This is a genomic window from Streptomyces sp. B21-083, assembly GCF_036898825.1.
GTDB lineage: Bacteria > Actinomycetota > Actinomycetes > Streptomycetales > Streptomycetaceae > Streptomyces.
In genome coordinates, this window is sequence record NZ_JARUND010000002.1 from 4,513,192 (window position 1) to 4,532,016 (window position 18,825).

The 18,825-nt window shown below is 70.8% G+C and carries 13 protein-coding genes and 3 tRNA genes; 11 read left to right on the forward strand and 5 right to left on the reverse strand.

What is annotated here, in order from left to right; genetic code table 11:
• Positions 1 to 185 precede the first annotated feature (185 nt).
• Both QA861_RS44350 and QA861_RS44355 read left to right on the forward strand, forming a co-directional pair.
• Complete coding sequence (locus tag QA861_RS44350; RefSeq protein WP_334594613.1) at positions 186 to 1,925, forward strand: fatty acyl-AMP ligase; 1,740 nt, start codon at positions 186 to 188, stop codon at positions 1,923 to 1,925.
• A gap of 132 nt (positions 1,926 to 2,057) precedes the next feature.
• A complete protein-coding gene (locus QA861_RS44355) occupies positions 2,058 to 2,666 on the forward strand; it encodes a response regulator transcription factor (protein ID WP_334594614.1) in 609 nt (202 codons plus the stop codon).
• A gap of 102 nt (positions 2,667 to 2,768) precedes the next feature.
• Here the strand turns inward: QA861_RS44355 and QA861_RS44360 are convergent, their stop codons facing one another.
• Entirely contained in the window at positions 2,769 to 4,046 is a 1,278-nt protein-coding gene (locus QA861_RS44360) for a sensor histidine kinase (protein ID WP_334594615.1), read from the reverse strand.
• A gap of 495 nt (positions 4,047 to 4,541) precedes the next feature.
• Between QA861_RS44360 and QA861_RS44365 the strand changes: the two genes are divergently transcribed.
• Entirely contained in the window at positions 4,542 to 5,399 is an 858-nt protein-coding gene (locus QA861_RS44365) for an AfsR/SARP family transcriptional regulator (protein ID WP_334594616.1), read from the forward strand.
• A gap of 139 nt (positions 5,400 to 5,538) precedes the next feature.
• Here QA861_RS44365 and QA861_RS44370 read toward each other — a convergent pair whose 3' ends face one another.
• Both QA861_RS44370 and QA861_RS44375 read right to left on the reverse strand, forming a co-directional pair.
• Positions 5,539 to 5,709: a hypothetical protein gene (locus QA861_RS44370; protein WP_334594617.1), complete on the reverse strand. Its 171-nt coding sequence runs from the start codon at positions 5,707 to 5,709 to the stop codon at positions 5,539 to 5,541.
• A 56-nt stretch (positions 5,710 to 5,765) separates the two neighbouring features.
• A complete protein-coding gene (locus tag QA861_RS44375; protein WP_334594618.1) occupies positions 5,766 to 6,770 on the reverse strand; it encodes a bifunctional lysylphosphatidylglycerol flippase/synthetase MprF in 1,005 nt (334 codons plus the stop codon).
• 175 nt (positions 6,771 to 6,945) lie between these two features.
• On the opposite strand from QA861_RS44375, the gene QA861_RS44380 reads away from it, so the two are divergent.
• The 8 genes from QA861_RS44380 to QA861_RS44415 all read left to right on the forward strand — a co-directional run bounded on the left by QA861_RS44380 (position 6,946) and on the right by QA861_RS44415 (position 17,128).
• Positions 6,946 to 7,032, forward strand: a tRNA-OTHER gene (locus QA861_RS44380).
• An 18-nt stretch (positions 7,033 to 7,050) separates the two neighbouring features.
• Positions 7,051 to 7,137, forward strand: a tRNA-OTHER gene (locus tag QA861_RS44385).
• Positions 7,138 to 7,154: 17 nt separating this feature from the next.
• Positions 7,155 to 7,241 (forward strand) — tRNA-OTHER (locus QA861_RS44390).
• A gap of 195 nt (positions 7,242 to 7,436) precedes the next feature.
• Positions 7,437 to 7,745, forward strand: coding sequence for an acyl carrier protein (locus QA861_RS44395; RefSeq protein ID WP_334594619.1), 309 nt, complete (start codon positions 7,437 to 7,439; stop codon positions 7,743 to 7,745).
• A 34-nt stretch (positions 7,746 to 7,779) separates the two neighbouring features.
• Positions 7,780 to 14,145 (forward strand): type I polyketide synthase, encoded by a 6,366-nt coding sequence (locus tag QA861_RS44400; protein WP_334594620.1) that lies wholly within the window; start codon positions 7,780 to 7,782, stop codon positions 14,143 to 14,145.
• 113 nt (positions 14,146 to 14,258) lie between these two features.
• Entirely contained in the window at positions 14,259 to 15,815 is a 1,557-nt protein-coding gene (locus tag QA861_RS44405) for a long-chain-fatty-acid--CoA ligase (RefSeq protein ID WP_334594621.1), read from the forward strand.
• Between the two features lie 70 nt (positions 15,816 to 15,885).
• Positions 15,886 to 16,668, forward strand: a complete 783-nt coding sequence (locus tag QA861_RS44410) for a thioesterase II family protein (protein WP_334594622.1) — start codon at positions 15,886 to 15,888, stop codon at positions 16,666 to 16,668.
• A gap of 52 nt (positions 16,669 to 16,720) precedes the next feature.
• The gene (locus QA861_RS44415) at positions 16,721 to 17,128 is read left to right on the forward strand and encodes a nuclear transport factor 2 family protein (protein ID WP_334594623.1); all 408 of its coding nucleotides are present in this window, start codon (positions 16,721 to 16,723) and stop codon (positions 17,126 to 17,128) included.
• 17 nt (positions 17,129 to 17,145) lie between these two features.
• Here the strand turns inward: QA861_RS44415 and QA861_RS44420 are convergent, their stop codons facing one another.
• Entirely contained in the window at positions 17,146 to 17,991 is an 846-nt protein-coding gene (locus QA861_RS44420; protein ID WP_334594624.1) for a helix-turn-helix domain-containing protein, read from the reverse strand.
• Positions 17,992 to 18,100: 109 nt separating this feature from the next.
• Complete coding sequence (locus tag QA861_RS44425; protein ID WP_334594625.1) at positions 18,101 to 18,802, reverse strand: hypothetical protein; 702 nt, start codon at positions 18,800 to 18,802, stop codon at positions 18,101 to 18,103.
• Positions 18,803 to 18,825: the final 23 nt, after the last annotated feature.

Below are 18,825 nucleotides of genomic sequence, written 5' to 3' on the forward strand. Positions count from 1 at the left end.
TTCTATGACGTATCGCCCCAAACTGCTCCACTCGGACCGTTCCCGGACCTTCCCCCGTACGTCGCCCCGGTGCCTCGTCCGTGATCGTGGAGAGCGCCGGGCGAAGCGCTCAAGCCACGCTCAAGGAGCCGCGGGGCAGACTGAGCGCCCACTCGCACGGCGGCCGGACCATGGGGGACGAACAAGTGGAAACCGCACGCATCCTGCCCGACCTCCTGATCCGGCGGGCGGAGGAGCGGCCGGACGCGGTGGCGTACTCACTGCTCGACTGGTCCGCCCAGGCGGGGGGCGGCCGGGAGCGGATGCGCATCCGGCGGCTCAGCTACCGGGAGCTGGACCAGGCCGCCCGGCGGCTGGCGGCGTGGCTGCTGGACCAGGGGCTGAACGGCGAGCGGGTGCTCGTGCTTCAGCAGCGGCCCGAACTGTTCATCGTGTCGCTCTTCGGCTGCCTGTACGCCGGCGCGATTCCGACACCGTGCCCGGTGGCGGAGGGGCGGCGAAGTGCGGACGAGCGGGTCCTCAGCATCGTGCAGGACGCGCAGGTCTCCCTGTTGCTCACCGACCGCGAGCGGGCCGTGGACGTCTCCCGTCTGGTGTCGGCGGTGGGCCGCGGCAACCTGCCCTGTCTCGCCCTGGACGGCTCCACGGCGTTTCCGTCGGCGGCGGACTGGAGACCTCCCGTGTGCGGTCCGGACACGGTCGCGGTACTCCAGTACACCTCGGGGTCGACGCGGGAGCCGCGCGGTGCCCGGCTCACCCACGCCAATCTGCTGGCCAACCAGGAGGAGCTGGTGGCGCTGCTGGGCACCGGACCGGACGCGTGTGTCGGCGGCTGGCTGCCCTTCCACCACGACATGGGGCTGTCCGGACAGCTGCTGCATCCGCTGTGGCTGGGCACCACCGGCGTGCTGATGTCCACCTCCGACTTCACCCGCCGCCCGGGCCGGTGGCTCCAGGCGGTGAGCGAGTGCGGGGTGACCGTCAGCGGCGGCCCGGACATCGCCTACGAGCTGTGCACACGCAAGGTCACCGAGGAGGAGTTCGCCGAGCTGGACCTGTCGGGCTGGCAGGTCGCGGTGAACGGCTCGGAGCCGGTGCGGGCGGAGACGATGGACGCCTTCGTCGAGCGGTTCTCACCGGTCGGTTTCAGGCCGAGCGCTTTCGTGCCGGCGTACGGACTGGCCGAGAGCACGCTGCTGACGGCCGGGCGGCGGACGGTCACGGGCGGGCCGCCGCGGCCCTTCCACGCGGACATCGCGGAACTGGAGCTCGGGCGCCTCGTGCCGGCCGCGCCCGGCCGGCCGTCCCGCGCCCTCATCGGCTGCGGCACTCCGGTGGCGCGCCACAGCGATCTGCGCATCGTGGATCCGGACACCGGACGGGTACTGCCCGAGGACGGGGTCGGCGAGATCTGGACCCGCGGCAGGAGTGTGGCCGACGGCTACTGGAAGCGCCCACTGGAGACGCGGGAGACGTTCGACGGGACCACCGAAGACGGCGAGTCCGGTTTCCTGCGGACCGGCGACCTCGGGGCGCTGCACGGTGGCGAGCTGTTCGTCACCGGCCGGATCAAGGACATGATGGTGCTGACCGGGCGGAACGTGCACCCCCAGGACGTCGAACACCGCGTGCAACAGCTCAGTGACCTCTTCGGTGCCACGGCCGTGTTCACCGCGGCACCCGACCACGACACGCTGGTCGTGGTGCAGGACGTGCGCGTGGGACGCCGCTACGACCTGGATCTGGCCGCGCTGGAACGGGCGGTACGCGCCTGCGTGGCGCGGGACTTCGAGGTGTCCGCCGTGAAGGTGGTACTCGTCAGGCCGGGCACGGTGCGCAGAACCGCCAGCGGCAAGGTCCAACGGCTTGCCATGCGCCGGCTGTACGGGTCCGGACGGCTGCTGCCGCTGACCGTACCCGGCTGATCGCGACGCGACGCGCTTGATCCAACTGGGCCGAGGAACACGGCTGTTGAGCCTCTGTGATCGCAGGCCGGGAAGGTATGGTTGCGGCTTGCCGGGAAATTCGGGGGCCCGGCATCTGGCAGGAGGAGACGCATGATCCGCGTGCTGCTCGCCGAGGACATGCACATGGTTCGTGGCGCGTTGGTCGCCCTGCTTTCGATGGAACCGGACATCGTCGTCGTGGCGGAGGTGGACGACGGCGACCTGGTGGTACCCACCGCACTGGAGCATCGGCCCGACATCGCCGTGCTCGACGTGCACCTGCCCGGCACGGACGGACTGACCGCCGCCGCCACGCTCCACGAGGTGCTGCCGTCCTGCGGCACCCTCATGCTCACCAGCCTCGGCACGCTCGCCCCGTTCAGGCGGGCGCTGAGCATGCGGGTGTCCGGGTTCCTGCTGAAGGACGCGCCGCCGGAACAACTGGCCAGCGCCATAAGGAAGGTGGTGGCCGGGGAACGGGTGGTCGATCCTGAGCTGGTGCTCTCCGCCTGGGACCATGCGCAGAGCCCGCTGACCGCACGCGAGCTGGAGGTGCTGCAACTGGCCGCGCAGGGGGCGCGGGTGGGCGAGATCGCCGGGGCGCTGTACCTCTCCCCTGGGACCGTCCGCAACTACCTCACCACGATCGTCAGCAAGCTCAACGCGCGCAACCGGGTCGACGCCATCCGCATCGCGCAGGAGGTGGGCTGGCTGCCCTGAGCGGGCCGCCGGGCATCGGCCCGGCCGCGCCCCCGGGCGGGAGCCCGCCCCAGGTCACCGGCCGGGCCGCGCCGCCGGTGACGCCTCACGGCCGAACGGCCGTCACGGCTCGGCGGAGAACTTCCGGAGCGTCGAGCCCTCGCAGAGCCGGCCGCCGAGCAGATCGCAGCCGCTCACCGGGCCGCCGGGCATCCGGTTCTGGTCGGTCCGTACGCCGCGCTGGGTTTTGCGGCGTTCCTGCTCCGGCCACCGGCCCCGGCCCCCGGGCTCCGAGAGTCGTCGGCCACCCCGGTCACCGTCCCCGGTGCCGTCCGGGACCTCGGCCAGGACCTCGAACCGGCCACCGGATCGCCGGCCGGCCGTCAGCGTGCCGCCGACCTCCGCCAGCCGGATGTCCAGGTTCGTCAGCCCACGGCAGCCCGCCGACCCCGTGGGCGACGGCGACGGATCGTCGTGGTGGCCCTCCAGCCCGGTGCCGTTGTTGACGATGCTCAGCCGCAGCCGGCCGCCTGTCTGGTCCAGCACGATCGCACAGTGCCGCACCTTGCTGTGCTGCAGCATGTTGGTCACCGCCTCCCGCAGCACGATGGCCAGAACGGTGCCCGACCGGCTCTCCGGCGGCCGTACCGACGTACGCACATCCACCTTGATGGAGGCGCGGCGGAGCAGGGCCACACACGCCTCGAGCTCCGTGGCCAGCGACAGCGAGCGGTAGCTGTGCGCCACGTGGCGCACCTCTCTCAGCGCCTGGCGGGAGACGGCCAGGATCGACGTCAGTTCCTCTTTGACCTGTTCCTGCGGTTGCGGAACGTGCCGCATCGCGACCTCTGTCTTCAGCGTGATCACCGAGAGACTGTGTCCGAGCAGATCGTGCAGGTCGCGGGCGAACCGCTGGCGCTCCTGCCAGATCGCGAGTCCCAGACCCGCCCGCGCGCGGCGCAGTTCGGCCTCCAGGAAGCCCGTCCGGCTGATGCTGTAGATCGCCAGGCCTGTGCCGAGGGTGGCCGACGCGATGGAGGCGCCCAGCGCGGGGCCCTGGTGACGCAGCCCGGCGAGCAGCGAACTGCCCACCCCGACGGCGAGGAACACCAGCCATTTCAGCCGCGCGGGCAGAAGCAGCAGTACGGACGCGGCGAGGAAATCGGCGGCCACCCCCCAGGAATCGCCCAGCCAGGGCAGCGGCAGATAGGTGAGGACGGCCTGCGCGGACAGGGTGGCGGCTCGGTAGCGGCGCCGACGGGCGGCCCAATGCTGCTGCGTGTGCAGCAACTGCAGGGCGAGCAGTACTGAGCAGCACAGGACGCAGGTGATCATGTGTGTCGCCCGGGCCCCGGACGCATAGGTGGCCAACACGACCTGGCCGAGATATCCCAACAGCACCGCGTACAGGATGTACGCGGCTGAGCGTGACGGCGGTTCCCGGGTCTCGGTTTCGCCGTCGGCCTGTTCTCGGCGCCGTGTCCACAAAGTGGACTTCTCACCACTTTCCATCGCAACCCCCGTTACTCGGCGCAAAAGTCTACGCGTGCAGCATACGCATTCTCATATCTCAGAAAGGATCAACTTTTTCCATCCAAGAGCATTTCCGGCCCAATTCGAGCACCGTGCCGAATTTGCATTTGCAGTGCGGGCTGCCGCTATTCCTGCTCTCCGAGTACGACCACCGGGTGAGGTCGTCATGTTTTCGGGGTGAGTTCTTCATGGTCTCGGGAGGTGATTCTCCCGCCCGAGTCACGACACCTTCACTGGCGGGAAACCGGCCCACCTCGCAGGCTGGACGGGCTGGATCCGATACCGCGGCGCCCCCGAACCGCGGAGTACGCGGGCCGCATCACACCAAGCGTCACCACTCACCGGGAAGGAGGCGGATCAGCGGTGCAGATCAAGCTCCTTGGTCCGTTCATCGCACGGGAACACCAGGGGTCCATCGTCCCCAGCGCGGCGAAACCTCGGCAGATCCTCGCCCTGCTCGCCCTGCGCGCGGGCGGCATCGTCACCGCGGCGACCCTGATGGAGGAACTCTGGGGCGACCAGTGCCCGCGTAGCGCGCCGACCACGGTCCAGACCTACATCCTCAAGCTGCGGCGCCTGTTGGAGCAGGCGCTGGATTTGGGGCAGGACGTGCCGTACACCTCCGCGGTCCGCCGGCCGGCCGGAGCCGACCGCCCGCACGCGAAAGAGGTGCTCCTCACCCGCAACGGCGGATACCAACTGGACGTCGAACCGGGCGCGATCGACGTCCAGGAGTTCGAACGGCTCCAGGAACTCGGCCAGGCCGCCTTCGCAGCCGGCGACTTCGCCGCCGCGTCCACCCTGTTGGGGAAGGCGCTCACCCTGTGGCGAGGCCCGGCCCTGGTGGACGTCAGGACCGGTCTGGTGCTGGAGATCGAGGTGCTGCGGCTGGAGGAGGCGCGGATGACCGCGCTGGAGAGCCGTATCGCCGCCGACATGGGGCTGGGACGGTACGGCCGCGTGCTGAGCGAGCTGGCCGCCCTGTCGGCGCAGCATCCCCTGCACGAGGGGCTGCACGCGCAGTTCATGGCGGCCCAGTACGCCTCGGGCCGGGTCTGGCAGGCGCTGCAGACCTACCGACGGCTGCGCGCCACCCTCGGCGCGGAACTGGGCATCGAGCCGAGCGCGCGGGTGCGGCGGCTGTACGAGTCGATGCTCGCGGCGGACACGTCGCTGGATGTGGGGACGCCGGCCGGGCCGGTGTTGTGGTCACCCGCCTGAGCCCAGGGCCGCGCTGGTCCTCCGCGCCCGGAACAGCGGGACGCGCATCAGCGGGATTCCGTCACACAGAGGGGCGGCGGCCCCCGGGTTCACTCCCGGGGACCGCCGCCCCTCTCGCTGCGGACCGACCCGCCCGCGGTCAGCCGGAACCGGCCTCGGAGACCAGCCGCTCGTCGAGACCGCGCAGGGTGGTGGCGGCCGTCTCGGCCGTGGGCACGTCGTCGGGGGCGCCGATCACGGCCATCAGCGACTCCACGAGGGCTTTCCTCAGTTCGTCCGTCGAGCGGGGGTCCCGGGCGGCGATCGTCATGTGCTTCTCCTTGGTCGGCTTGGCGAACGGGTGGGGCGTGTACTGCTCGGACGGCGTCAGAACGCGTTGCAGGCGCGGAAGATGTGGGCGAAGCCGGCGATGGACGCGGGCCCGTCGAAGGCCACGTACTCGGGCAGCACCGCGTGCGGGGCCCATTTCTCCTTGTAGTCCAGCTGGGACTGGGCCGGGTAGAGCGCGGCGCCCTCGGCCCACAGGAAGTGCATGAGCCACTGGAAGGAAGGGCTGCGGCCAGGCAGTTCGTTGTCCTCCGACAGACCGGTGAACGGCGTGAAGCCGAAGTGCAGCCACTGCGCACCCTCCTCGACGAACTTCTCGATGGCGGCGGCGTTGATGGCCTCCATCAGCCCTGGGGAGCCGCCGGGGATGCGCCGGCTCAGGTCGTGCATCCAGCCGCTCCTGCTGCCGTACACCGGCGAGTACGAGATGTAGCTCACCGGCGCGCCGTCGATGCTGCCGACGAAGAGCCGACGGTGTTTCTGCGCCGGGCCGCCGACCTGACCGACGAGGAACTCCAGGGGCCGGGCGTGCTCACCCTTGGACCCCAGCCAGGCCTTGTCGATCGTGCTCAGTGCCGCCTCGCAGTCCTCGGCCGGCACCTCCTCGACGACCAGACCGCTGCGGAGGGCTCGGGAGATCTTGTTGCGCAGCTGCATGAAACGGGTGCCGCGCAGGCTGAACTCGGGCAGGTGTACGGCCCAGGAGGCGCCGATCTGATTGACCGTGAACCCGGCCTCCCGGTACTGCTCGGCGTCGGCTCGCTGAAGCTGCACGGCCACGAATTCCAGTTGGTTCTCACGGGCGTGGTCGCGCAGTCCCACGAGCAGCTTGACGTAGGCGTCGGGGGCGGCGAAAGGACCGCCGAACTGCACGAGGTGGTGGCCGGCCCGGCGGTGGACGGCCACGCCGTCGACACCGGGGAGGGTGAAGACGGTGTTTCCGCTGTTGAGGGCCAGGAACGAGCTGGGATTGTCGGACTGGGTGTGCGTCTTTATGGCTCGCAGGACGGGACTGTCCAGGGTCGTTGCGCTTGTCGTCGACACAGCGGTCCTTCCTAGGTGACGCGATTGGTCTCGGGAAAGTAGAGCATCGCCGAATAGAGCGACGGTAGAGCGGAATGAGGGCCGAAAAACCATGTCAGGCCGATGTCAGCGCAGCGTCAGCGGAGGCTGGCACAGTATTTCTTGTGAGCGGGACGGGAAACCGGAACGAACACAGGGAGAGGTGCCCGGAGCGGCTTATCGGGGACCACGCAAACGGTCGGATCCCTCGGGGTCCACGCAGGTTCGAATCCTGCCCTCTCCGCGCACGGCAAACACACCAGGAGAGGTGCCCGGAGCGGCTTATCGGGGACCACACAAACGGTCGGATCCCTCGGGGTCCACGCAGGTTCGAATCCTGCCCTCTCCGCGCACGGCAACACACCAGGAGAGGTGCCCGGAGCGGCTTATCGGGGACCATGCAAACGGTCGGATCCTTCGGGGTCCACGCAGGTTCGAATCCTGCCCTCTCCGCGCAGTGACACGCTCTACCGGCAGGGCCGGGTGGGCCGGAATTCCCGGGCGGCTGGGGTTCCGACCCACCCGGCCCTGCCGTGCGTGTGCGCCCGGGCGGCATCAGCACCCGGTCAGGGAGGCGTCAGCGCGGACTGCTTCCATCAGCCCCAGTATTCCCCCACTCCTTTTCCTGGACGCACTACGGAGCATGCGATGAGCGAACAGGCCCCGGCGGTGGAGCAACTGTCCTCGCTTCCCCGGTCCGAGCGGTCGGAATTCCTTGAGAGCATCGTCGTCGCCGAGTTCAAGGACGTCCTTCTCATGGGCGGCGACGAAATGTTCCCCACCGATCAGAGCTATTTCTCCCTGGGTTTCACCTCACTGCGCATCATGGAGGTGAAATCTCGACTGGAGAAAGTGCTCGGATGCGTTCTGAGCACGAATGTGCTGTTCAACAGCCCGACCATCGAGAAGCTGGTCGAATACCTGGCGGACGAGGTTCTCACCGACCTCATACCGTGACCGCTGTGGGCTACAGAGAAGAGGGAAGACCGTAATGTCGAAAACGTCGAGCACTACGGCGTCCGAGAACGGCGGGCCCGGCGCGGTGACGACCGTCGACCAGCACAACGAGCCCATCGCACTGGTCGGCATGGGTTTTCGCCTGCCGGGCGGTAACGAGTCGCCCGAGGACTTCACCGAGTTCCTGAAGGCGGGCGGCAACGGCATCCGCCCCGTGCCCGAGGACCGCTGGGACGTAGCCGCGCTGTCTCCGCGTCCGAAGGAGGCCGAGGGCTCCCCCGACGCCGAGCCGGAGCGGGGCAAGGTCAGGACGACGGGCGCCGGCTTCCTGGACCGGATAGACCAGTTCGACGCGCAGTTCTTCAACATCTCGCCCAAGGAGGCCGCGTTCGTCGACCCCCAGCAGCGGCTGCTGCTGGAGACGGCCTGGCAGGCGCTGGAGCAGGCCAACATCAACCCCGCCACCCTGCGGCACAGCAACGGCGGCGTCTATGTCGGCGCCAGCTCCATCGACTACGCGCTGGAGATGGAGGGCCTGCCCTACGAGGAACTGGACGGCCATCTCGCGGCCGGCATCACCCTGTTCCCGCTGTCCGGGCGGCTGTCCTACTTCTTCGGGCTGCGCGGTCCGAGCCTCACCGTGGACACCGCGTGCGCCTCGTCGCTGACCGCGACCCATCTGGCCGTGGAGGGCCTGCGCAGCGGAGCCTGCGACATCGCGCTGGCCGGCGCGGTCAACTGCCTGCACCATCCGCGCATCTTCGTGATGTTCTCGCACGCCAACATGCTGGCGCCCGACGGCCGGTGCAAGACCTTCGACGAGGACGCCGACGGATACGTGCGCGCCGAGGGCTGTGGCGTGCTGGTGCTCAAGAGGTTGTCGGACGCCCAGCGCGACGGCGACCGGATCCTCGCCCTGATCCGCGGTACGGCCATCGGTGAGGACGGGGAGAGCGCCGGTCTGACCGTGCCCAACGGCACCGCCCAGGAGTCCGTGATCCGCGCGGCCCTGCGCAACGGCGGTCTGACCCCGTCCGACATCCAGTACGTCGAGGCGCACGGTACCGGCACTCCGCTGGGCGACCCGATCGAGATGGGCGCCATCAGCGATGTCTTCGCCGACTCGCACACCGCGGAGCGGCCGGTGACCGTCGGCTCGGTGAAGACCAACATCGGTCACACGGAGCCGGTGGCCGGTATCGCGGGGGTGATCAAAACCGTTCTGCAGATGCGGGAGGAGACGATCTTCCCGCATGTGAACTTCAGCAAGCCCTCCGGGCGCATCCCGTGGGCGAACATCCCGGTCACGGTACCGACCGAGAACCGCCCCTGGACGGCCGAGGGCGCCCGACGCGCTGTCGTCAACAGCTTCGGCTTCGCCGGCAGTATCGCCGCGGCCGTCCTTGAGGAACCGCCGCCGGCCCTCCCCGTGCCCGAGCCTGCGCCGGGTGACACCGCGGACCCGGCCGACGAGGGCGGTCACGTCTTCACCCTGTCGGCGAAGTCACGCCGTTCGCTCGCCCTGCAGATCGAGCACTACCAGCGGCACCTGGCGGACCATCCCGACCTGGACCTCGGCGATCTGTGCTACACCGCCCATGTCGGCCGCAGCCACTTCACCCACCGGATCGGCGGCCTGGTCGCCGACCACGAGTCGCTGACCGCGCTGCTGGCCCGGCACGCCGGGACCACCGAAGCGCCGAGCCGCCGCAACTCCGTACGCAAGACCGCGTTCCTCTTCGCGGGCCAGGGGTCGCAGTACCCGGGCATGGGTGCCTCCCTCTACCGGCAGTTCCCGGTGTTCGCCGCCCGGGTCGACGCGTGCGACGAACTGTTCGCGGCGAAGACGGGCCGCTCGGTGCGTGAGCTGATGTTCGCCACCGGGGAGCCGGCGGCGGCGGAGCTGAACCAGACGCTGTACGCGCAGCCGGCGCTGTTCACACTGGAGTACGCGCTGGCCGAACTGTGGATGTCGTGGGGGCTGCGGCCCAACGTACTGATCGGCCACAGCATCGGTGAGGTCACGGCGGCGGCCGTGGCCGGGCTGTTCAGCCTGGAGGACGCGACCACGCTGGTGGCCGCACGCGCCCGGCTCATGCAGTCGGTGTCCGCACCGGGCGGTATGGCCGCGGTGGGCGCGCCGGTGGAGGACGTCGCACCGCTGCTGGAGAAGTTCCAGGACCTGGCGGTGGCAGGCGTCAACTCGCCGGAGCAGACGGTGATCTCCGGCGGCGAGGAGTCTCTGCGGGAGGCCGTGGAGGCGTTCACCGAGCGCGGTCTGCGGGTCAAGCGGCTGACGGTCTCGCACGCCTTCCACTCCCCCCTGATGGAGGAGGTGTACGACGCCTTCCGCGCGGAGATCGCCGGCATCGAGTTCCACGAGCCGGAACTGACGCTGATCTCCAACGTCACCGGGGAGGTCGCCCGGTTCCGCGACATCGCCACCCCGGACTACTGGGTGCGGCACATCGGCGCCCCCGTCGAGTTCGCCAAGGGCATGCGCACGGTGGAGCGCCGGGGCCGGCACGCGATGGTGGAGATCGGCCCGTCGCTCGGCCTGAGCGCTCCGGCCAAGCAGTGCGTCACCGCCCAGGACCACCTGTGGGTGGCGAGCCTGCACCCGAAGGACACGGACGGCCGGACCGTGCGCAACGCGGTGGCACAGCTGTACACGGCCAACTTCGCGCTGTCGTGGACCGGCTTCCACACCGGCCGCGAGCGCCGCACCGTCGCCCTGCCCGGCTACGCCTTCGACCGTAAACGGTACTGGCTGCCGACCGGCTCCAACCGGCACGGCCTGGGCGCCCGGATCGCCGACACCGACGGTGTGCGGCACCCGCTCCTCGGTGCCGAGACGACCACCGCCGAGCAACGCGCCGCCGGCGTACGGGAGTTCTCCACCGCGATCAGCGCCGCCCGGCCCGGCTACCTCGCCGACCATGTGGCGATGGGCAAGGTCGTCTTCCCCGGCACCGGCTATCTGGAGATCGCCCTCGCGCTTCAGGACGCGGTGTTCGGCCACACCCGCCGAGCGGTCCGCGACGTCGCGCTGCGCGAGGCTTTGATGCTCGACGCGGACGCCCCGACCCGGCTGCGGACCCGGCTGCGGACGGCTGCGGACGGTACCTCGGTCGTCGAGGTGGCCAGTCTGGCCGGCAGCGGCCAGGACGCGGTCGAGCGGCTGCACGCGACAGCGGTGCTATCGGCCACGGACGAGGCCCGGGAAGGCCCCAGCGAGGCGGCCCGCGCGCTGGTCGGGCTGACGGCCGGCGAGGAGCGGCCCGAGGACCTGCTGCGCGCCGACGACGTGTACGCCGCCTACTCGGGCGCCGGCCTCGACTACGGCCCCGCGTTCCGGTTGATGCGTTCGGTCACCCGCTACCCGAGCGGACTGACCGTCGGCGATCTGCGGGGCGTGACCGCCGGTCCGCTGGAGCACGTCCCGCCGGCGCTGCTCGACGCGGCCATGCACAACATCGGGGCCCTCGCCGACGACGGCAACTCCTATCTGCCGGTCCGCTTCGGCCGCTTCACCCTCTTCCGCAAGCCGCGCGCCGAGTCGCTGCGTACCCTGCTGCGGCTGGTCCCGGCCGACTCGCCGGACGTGGACGTGTGCGCCGACGTGCTGGTGCTGGAGGGCGACGATCCGGTCCTGGAGCTGCGCGGCCTCGGCATGAAGCAGCTCGCCGAGGCGCCGGGCGCGCCGCGTCGGGGCCTCCTGCACCAGCTGCGCTGGACCAAACGCTCGGCGGCGGGACCGGAGGGGGTCGCGGACCGCCGGGTGCTGCTGGTGGGCAGCTCCGCCGACTCCTTCCGGAAGGCCTCGGCCCGGCTGACCGAGGCGGGCGGCCGGACGGTCTTCGCGGACGACGCCGACGAGGTCGGCGCCGTACTGGCCCAGGAGCCGATCACCGACGTGTGCTGGTTCTGGCAGTCGGACGCGGCCACCGGGAGCGCGGCCGGCCTGCGGTCGGAGTCGGAACGGAACTACGGCCGGTTGCTGGCCCTGCTCGCGGTGCTGGACCGGCACGGCTTCGGTCGCGACCAGCGTCTGTGGCTGGTCACCGAGCAGGCCCAGCTCCTACGGGGGGACGCCCCGGACCAGACGCGGCTCGCCGGCAGCTCGCTGTGGGGCTTCGGCGCGGTGATGCTCAACGAGTACCCGTCGTACCGGACCACACTGATCGACCTGCCGGCCGACGGCTCCGGCCCGGACGCCCTGTTCACGGAGCTGACAGCGCGCGAGAACGGCGACTTCCAGGTCGCCTACCGGGGCGCCCACCGGCATGTGCGGCGGCTGGTCGCCGATGACGCCAGGGCCCGCCGCGACAACGGGTTCGGGCTCGCGGTCAAGGAGTACGGCACGTTCGCCGGCATCCGGCCGGAGCGGGTCGGGGAGGTGGCGCCCACCGGCGACGAGATCCAGGTTCAGGTCGCAGCGGTCGGCCTCAACTTCAAGGACGTGCTCAACGCCCTCGGCATGATGAAGGAGTTCGGCGAGCAGCCGCTCGGCTTCGAGTGCTCCGGTACGGTCGTCGCGGCCGGCCCGGAGGCGTCCTTCGCGCCCGGCGACGAGGTGATCGTCAACTACCTCGGTCTGATGCGCCGCCGGGTGACCGTGCCGTCCGCGACGGCCGTGCGCAAGCCCGCCGGGCTGGACAGCGCCCAGGCGGCCGGGCTGATCTCCGTGTACGTCACCGCCTACTACGCGCTGCACCGGCTGGCCGGCATGAAGGCCGGGGACCGGGTGCTCGTCCACGCGGCGGCCGGCGGCGTCGGGCAGGCGGCGGTCCAGCTGGCCCGGCTGGCCGGGGCGGAGGTCTTCGCCACCGCCAGCCCGCACAAGTGGCCGCTGCTGCGCGAGCAGGGCGTCGGGCATGTGATGAACTCCCGCACGCTGGACTTCGCCGACGACATCGAGCGGATCACCGGCGGCCGGGGTGTGGACATCGTGCTCAACAGTCTCAACAAGGACTTCATCCCCGCCGGGATGCGGTCCCTGGGACAGGGCGGCCGGTTCGTCGAGCTGGGCAAGGTGGGCGCGTGGACGCCGGAGCGGGTCGCGGCGGAGCGGCCGGACGTCTCGTACGACAACTTCGACCTCAGCGAACTGCCGCAGGACCGCCTGATCCCGCTCAACCAGGAGATCATGAAGGTGATCGTCGATCTCGTGGAGGCGGGCGACCTGCCGCCGCTGCCGGTGACCGCGTACACCCTGGACGAGGTCGAGGAGGCGTTCGGGGTGCTCAGCCGCGGCGCCAACATCGGCAAGCTGGTGATCGAGTTCGACGACCCGTCGGCGTGCGAGCCGCGCCCGGTCGACATCCGGCCCGACCGGGTCTACCTGATCACCGGCGGGCTCGGCGGGCTCGGTCTGGTCGCGGCGGAGAAGCTGGTGGACCTCGGCGCCCGGAAGCTGGCCCTGGTCGGCCGGAGCACCCGGCCGGCGCCGGACGTGGCGCAGCTGCTGGAGCGGCTCAAGGAGCGGGCGGAGGTGACCGTCCTGCGGGGCGACATCTCCGACGCGGCGGACGTCGACCGGATCACCGCCGGTCTTCTCAGCGCCGGCACACCCGTCGGCGGCATCGTCCACGCGGCGGGCACCACCGCCGACCAGCCGGTCGCCGACCAGACCTGGCAGACCCTCGACACGGTCTTCCAGGCGAAGGTCTACGGCTCCTGGCTGCTGCACGAGGCCGCAGCGGCCTTCCCGGAGCTGGAGTTCTTCGTCGGCTTCTCCTCGGCCGCGCCGGTGGTGGGCGCGCCCGGCCAGTCCAACTACGCGGCGGCCAACGCGTTCCTGGACACGCTGATGACGTGGCGAGGGGCGCGGAACCTGCCGGCCCTGTCGGTCAACTGGGGTCCGTGGGCCGAGGTCGGTATGTCGGCCCGGCTGGGCGAGGCGCTGATCCGGCGCTGGGAGGACGAGGGCATCAAGCTCATCTCACCCGGTCGGGGCGCCCGCGCCTTCGCCTCGGTGCTGGGCCGCCCGCTGAGCCAGATCGTGGTCGGCGAGGCGGACTGGGACCGGTTCACCACGGCCAAGCCGGTGCGCAACGCGCTGTACGAGAGGCTCGTCCAGTCCGGCGGCGGCCAGGCGCTCACCCTCGACCTGGAGACCCTGCGGCAGCAGACCCAGGCCGAACGGCTGGCGGCGCTGGACGAGTTCGTACGGGCGAGGACCGCCGATGTGCTCCACCTGGACGACCCGGACTCCATCGACCCGTACACCGAGTTCGTGCAGCTGGGGCTGGACTCCCTGGTGGCCGTGGAGCTGAAGAACACGCTGGAGGCGGCGCTGCGGCTGCCGCTGCCGCCCCAGCTGGCCTTCGACCACCCGTCGCCGGCCCAGCTCGTGGCCTTCCTGGAGCAGCAGCTCGCGGACCCGGCCGCGGCCTGACGGAGCCTCCTTCGGCAGGAGTGAGGGGCGGGGCCGTCGCCGTACCGCGGCGGCCCCGCCCGTCCCGCCCGCCCCGCACACCATGCCCCTGGCACACAGAGAAGGAGACTGCCGTGGCCGGACCGAGCACGGACACCATCGCCGCCCGATCCTCGCTGCACGCGGCCCGACAACCGGATCACCCGGCGATCATCTGCGAGGGCCGCGAAACCACGTACGGCGATCTGCACCGGGCGAGCAACCGCACCTCCCACGCCCTCACGGCGGCCGGCCTGACCCGCGGCGACCGGGTCGCGTACCTGGGGCGGGAGAACGAGCACTACTACGACCTGGCCCTGGGCTGCGCCAAGACCGGCGTCGTACTGGTACCCGTCAACTGGCGGCTGACGGCCGCCGAGGTGGACCACATCCTGCGCGACTCCGGCGCCCGCACGGTGTTCGTGCAGCGCGAGTTCCTGCCCGCCGTCGAGCAGGTCCACGGCGGTCCGCCGCAGTCGCGCGACATCTGCCACTTCGACGGCGACCACCACCGGGCCGAGGGCTTCCTCGCCTGGAAGGGCGACGCCCCGGACCACGACGTCGACGTGGAGATCGGGCCGGAGAGTCCGATGGTGCAGATGTACACCAGCGGCACCAGCGGTCTGCCCAAGGGCGTGGTGCTCGCGCACCGCACCTTCTTCACCTTCGTCGAGAACATGCGGCAGGCCGGCTGCGACTGGATCGACTGGCGGCCCGAGGACCGGACGCTGATCTGCTTCCCCGGTCTGCACTCGGCCGGCATGGCCTGGTTCATGCACGCCTTCAACGTCGGTGCCACCTCCGTCGTGATGGGGATGTTCGTCGCCGACGAGGCCGTACGGCTGATCCCCGAGCACCGGATCACCACCGTGTGGGCGGCCCCCGCGATGCTCGACATGATGATGGCGGAGCACACCTCGGGTGGAGAGGCGTTCGCCTCGCTGCGCAAGGTGGTCTACGGCGGTGCGCCCATCTCGCCGTCGCAGCTGGAGCGCTGTCTCACCGTGTTCGGCTGCGAGCTGGCCCAGATGTACGCCGCGGCCGAGACCGGCAGCGTGGTCACCTGTCTGACCCCGGCCGACCATGTGCTGGGCAACCCCCGGCTGACCTCGGCCGGCCGGGTCTGCCCCGGCAACATCGTGCGGATCATCGGCGAGGACGGCGAGGAGCAGCCGGCCGGGGCCATCGGTCAGGTCACCGTGCGGACCCCGGCACACTTCGTCGAGTACTTCCGGCAGCCGGAGGCCACCGCCCGCACCCTGGACGACGGCTGGCTCAAGCTCGGCGACGCCGGCTATCTCGACGAGTACGGCTACCTCTTCCTGTGCGACCGGATCAACGACACGATCATCGTCGCCGGCCAGAACATCTACCCGGTCGAGGTGGAGAACGCGCTGCGGGCACACCCCGCCGTCGCCGACGTGGCCGTGGTGGGCGTCCCCGACGCCCGCTGGGGCGAGACGGTCCACGCCTGCGTGGTGACCGTGCCCGGCAGCTCGGCCGGCGGTCGTGAGCTGATGCTCTTCCTGCGCGGCCGACTGGCCGATTTCAAGATCCCCACCAGCTACGAGTTCCTGGACGTCCTGCCGCGCAACCCCACCGGCAAGGTGCTGCGCCGTGAGCTGCGCCGACGCCACGCCGCGGCGAGCTGACCGGGCCCTCGTAGCACGCGCCGGCCGCCGTCGGCCGCCGGAGTCCCTCCCGACCACCCGAAGGAGCACGATGACCGAGCCGGTCGCCGCCCTCGCGGACCGCTGGTTCCAGCCGGAGAGCGCGCCCGATGCCGGAGCGCGGATCTTCCTGCTGCACTACGCGGGGAGCGGAGCGTCGGTCTTCCACGACTGGCCGCCGCGGATTCCCGCCGATGTCTCCGTCCAGTGCGTCCAGCTGCCCGGACGTCAGGAACGGTACGGCGAGGACATGTTCACCGATGTGAAACCGCTGGTCCAGACGCTGGCCGACTGCTTCGCCGCAGAACTGGACGGCCGCCCGTACGCCGTGTTCGGCCACTGTATGGGCGCGCTGATCGGCTACCGGGTGACCGTCGAGCTGCACGAGCGCGGCGAGCTGCCGCCGGTGCTGCTGGGTGCCTCCGCGTGGGCGCCGAAGGGCTTTCGCACCCCGCCGCTGGAGCAGCTCCAGGTGCCGCAGAGCGAACTCGTGGACTGGGCCCGTGGGCTGGGTTCGCTGCCGGAGAGCATCCTCGACGACGCCGAGGCCCTGAGCCTGATGATGCCCGCGATGCGGGCGGATCTGGAGGTCTGCGCCAGCTACGAGGACGACGACGCGACGGTGCCGTGCCCGGTGGTCACCTACAGCGCCGGCAACGACCCGCTGGTGGACCCGGAGGCCATGGCGTCCTGGGTGCCGCGCACCGATTCGTATCTGGGCAACCGCCTCTTCCAGGGCGGTCACTTCTTCCTCCACGAACAGACGACGTCGATCACCGCCGACTTCGTCCGGCTGCTGCTCGGCCGGGTCGCCGGAGCCCGGCCGGCCTTCTGACCGCACCGGCAGCACCACCACCGAGAGAGCATCCGTACCGAAGGAGCCCTGTATGACCGTGACCAGTCCCAACGAGTTCGCCGACCGCTATGTCGCGGTCTGGACCGAGACCGATCCGGCGGCCCGTCGCAAGGCCGTCGAGGAACTGTGGGCGCCCGACGGCGTCTACGCCAACGCCATCGCCGTCGTGAGCGGCCCCGAGGCCATCGCCACCCAGGTGGGTTACGCCCACGACGCGTACGCCACCGGCGGCCTCACCTTCCGTTCCTGCAACAACGCGCGCGGCCAGCACAACACCCTGCGGTTCAACTGGGTGATGGTGTCGGAGTCCACGGGCGCGCTGGAGGCCGTCGGCTTCGACTTCGTCACGCTGGACGACGACGGCCGTGTCGTCTCCGACCACCAGTACTTCGACATCCCGCCGAGCTATGTGGTGCCGCCGCCGGGGGAGGCGGACTGACCGCGCCGTGCGGTGACCTACGCTGCCCCCGCCGGGTCCGGCCCGGTGGGGGCAGCGGTGTGCAGGCGCTTGAGGAGCTCGCCGGTGTGGTCGTCCGTCGGCAGGAACGCCTCGACGGCCAGTTCGGCGACGGTGACGTCGAGCGGCATGCCGAAGGTGGCGATGGTGCAGATCAGGGAGAGTTCCATGTCCAGGTACCGCAGTCGCAGCGGAAGGGTGAGGTCGGCCTGGTCGGTACGGGGCGGCCGGCTGGGCTCGCCGCCGCCCGGGTAGGTGAGCAGTTCCTGGTACAGCTGGGCCAGGACCGGCTCGGCGGTCAGCTCGACGCGCCGCTGCAGGCGCATCAGCAACTGGGCCCGCCAGTCGGGGAAGTTGACGATGCGCGGCTGCATACCCCCGGGATGCAGGGCCAGCCTGAGCGCGTTGACGGGTGGCTGCAGCAGTTCTGGCGCGGCGCCCTCGGCGAAGAACTGGAAGCCGCTGTTGCTGAGCACGATGTTCCAGTTGCGGTCCACGACGAGGGCGGGAAAGGGTTCGTGGCCCGCCAGGATCTGACGGAGCGCACCACGCACGGGAAGCATCTCGGCAACGTCCAGGGGAGAGTCTGTGTAGGCGGGCGCGTAGCCGGCCGCCAGCAGCAGCTGGTTCTGCTCGCGCAACGCCAGGTCGAGGTGCCGGCCCAGCCGCAGCACCATGTCCCTGCTGGGTTTGGACCGCCCGGTCTCCAGGAAGCTGAGGTGACGCGCGGAGATCTCGGCGCGGCCGGCCAGGGCGAGCTGGCTGTAGCCCCGCTGTTCCCGCCACCGACGCATCAACTCGCCCACCGGCCGGGACACTTGCCGACTTTCCTGCACCTCGGTCATCTCATCACCCTGCATCATCCTGGGCGTCAGGCACAACCGCGGAAGCGGGCCACGAGCGGTGCGCGGCCGGCGCACCGCTCGCGGCCCGCGGTCGCCCGGGCCGGGGAGGTCACTCCGGATGCCGGTTGGCCCCGGTGAAGCGGTAGTGCGTGCGGACCGCGCCCTGCTCGTCGCGGAGCAGGAAGTCCACGCCGGCCTCGCCCGCGTCCGTGCGCCACGGGTACCGGAAGGCGTCGTGCTGCGCCGAGGCGCTGCCCGCCGGGTGCCGCACCCCGGCGGCCGTGAGCGCGGCGGCGATGCTTTCCGCGCCCTCGTGCACGCCGCTCTCGTCGACGAGGCGGGCGCCGGGCAGGTAGAGGTCGGCGATCTCCTTGCTCAGCCGCTCGGTTCCCGACCCGCCGAGGGCCAGGTGCCGTTCGGCCTCCGCGTCGAGGCCGGTGTCCGGCACGGGGGGTTCGTTGAACTGGTAGTCGGCGATGATCCGGCCCTCGCCGTCCAGCAGGACCACGTCGAATCCGATGGCCAGCACGGTGTCGTCGCCGCTCGGTGACATCGCCCAGTTGAAGGTCAGCGCGTCGTGATGCCCGACCGGTTCGCCGAGCGCCCGGAACCGAAGCTTCTGACCTCCCACGAACTGGTCGTACGCCTCGGTCACCCGGGCCACCAGGCCCTCGGTGCCCTGGAAGCGGCGGGTCTGGGTGCAGTGCAGCCCGTCCGGCGTCCACAGGGCCGCGATCGCTGCCCGCCGGGCGGCGGCATCGGGCTCGTTCCAGACGGCGACGTAACGCTCCAGCAGTACCTTCGCACTCACGTACACACACTCTCTCTCACTGG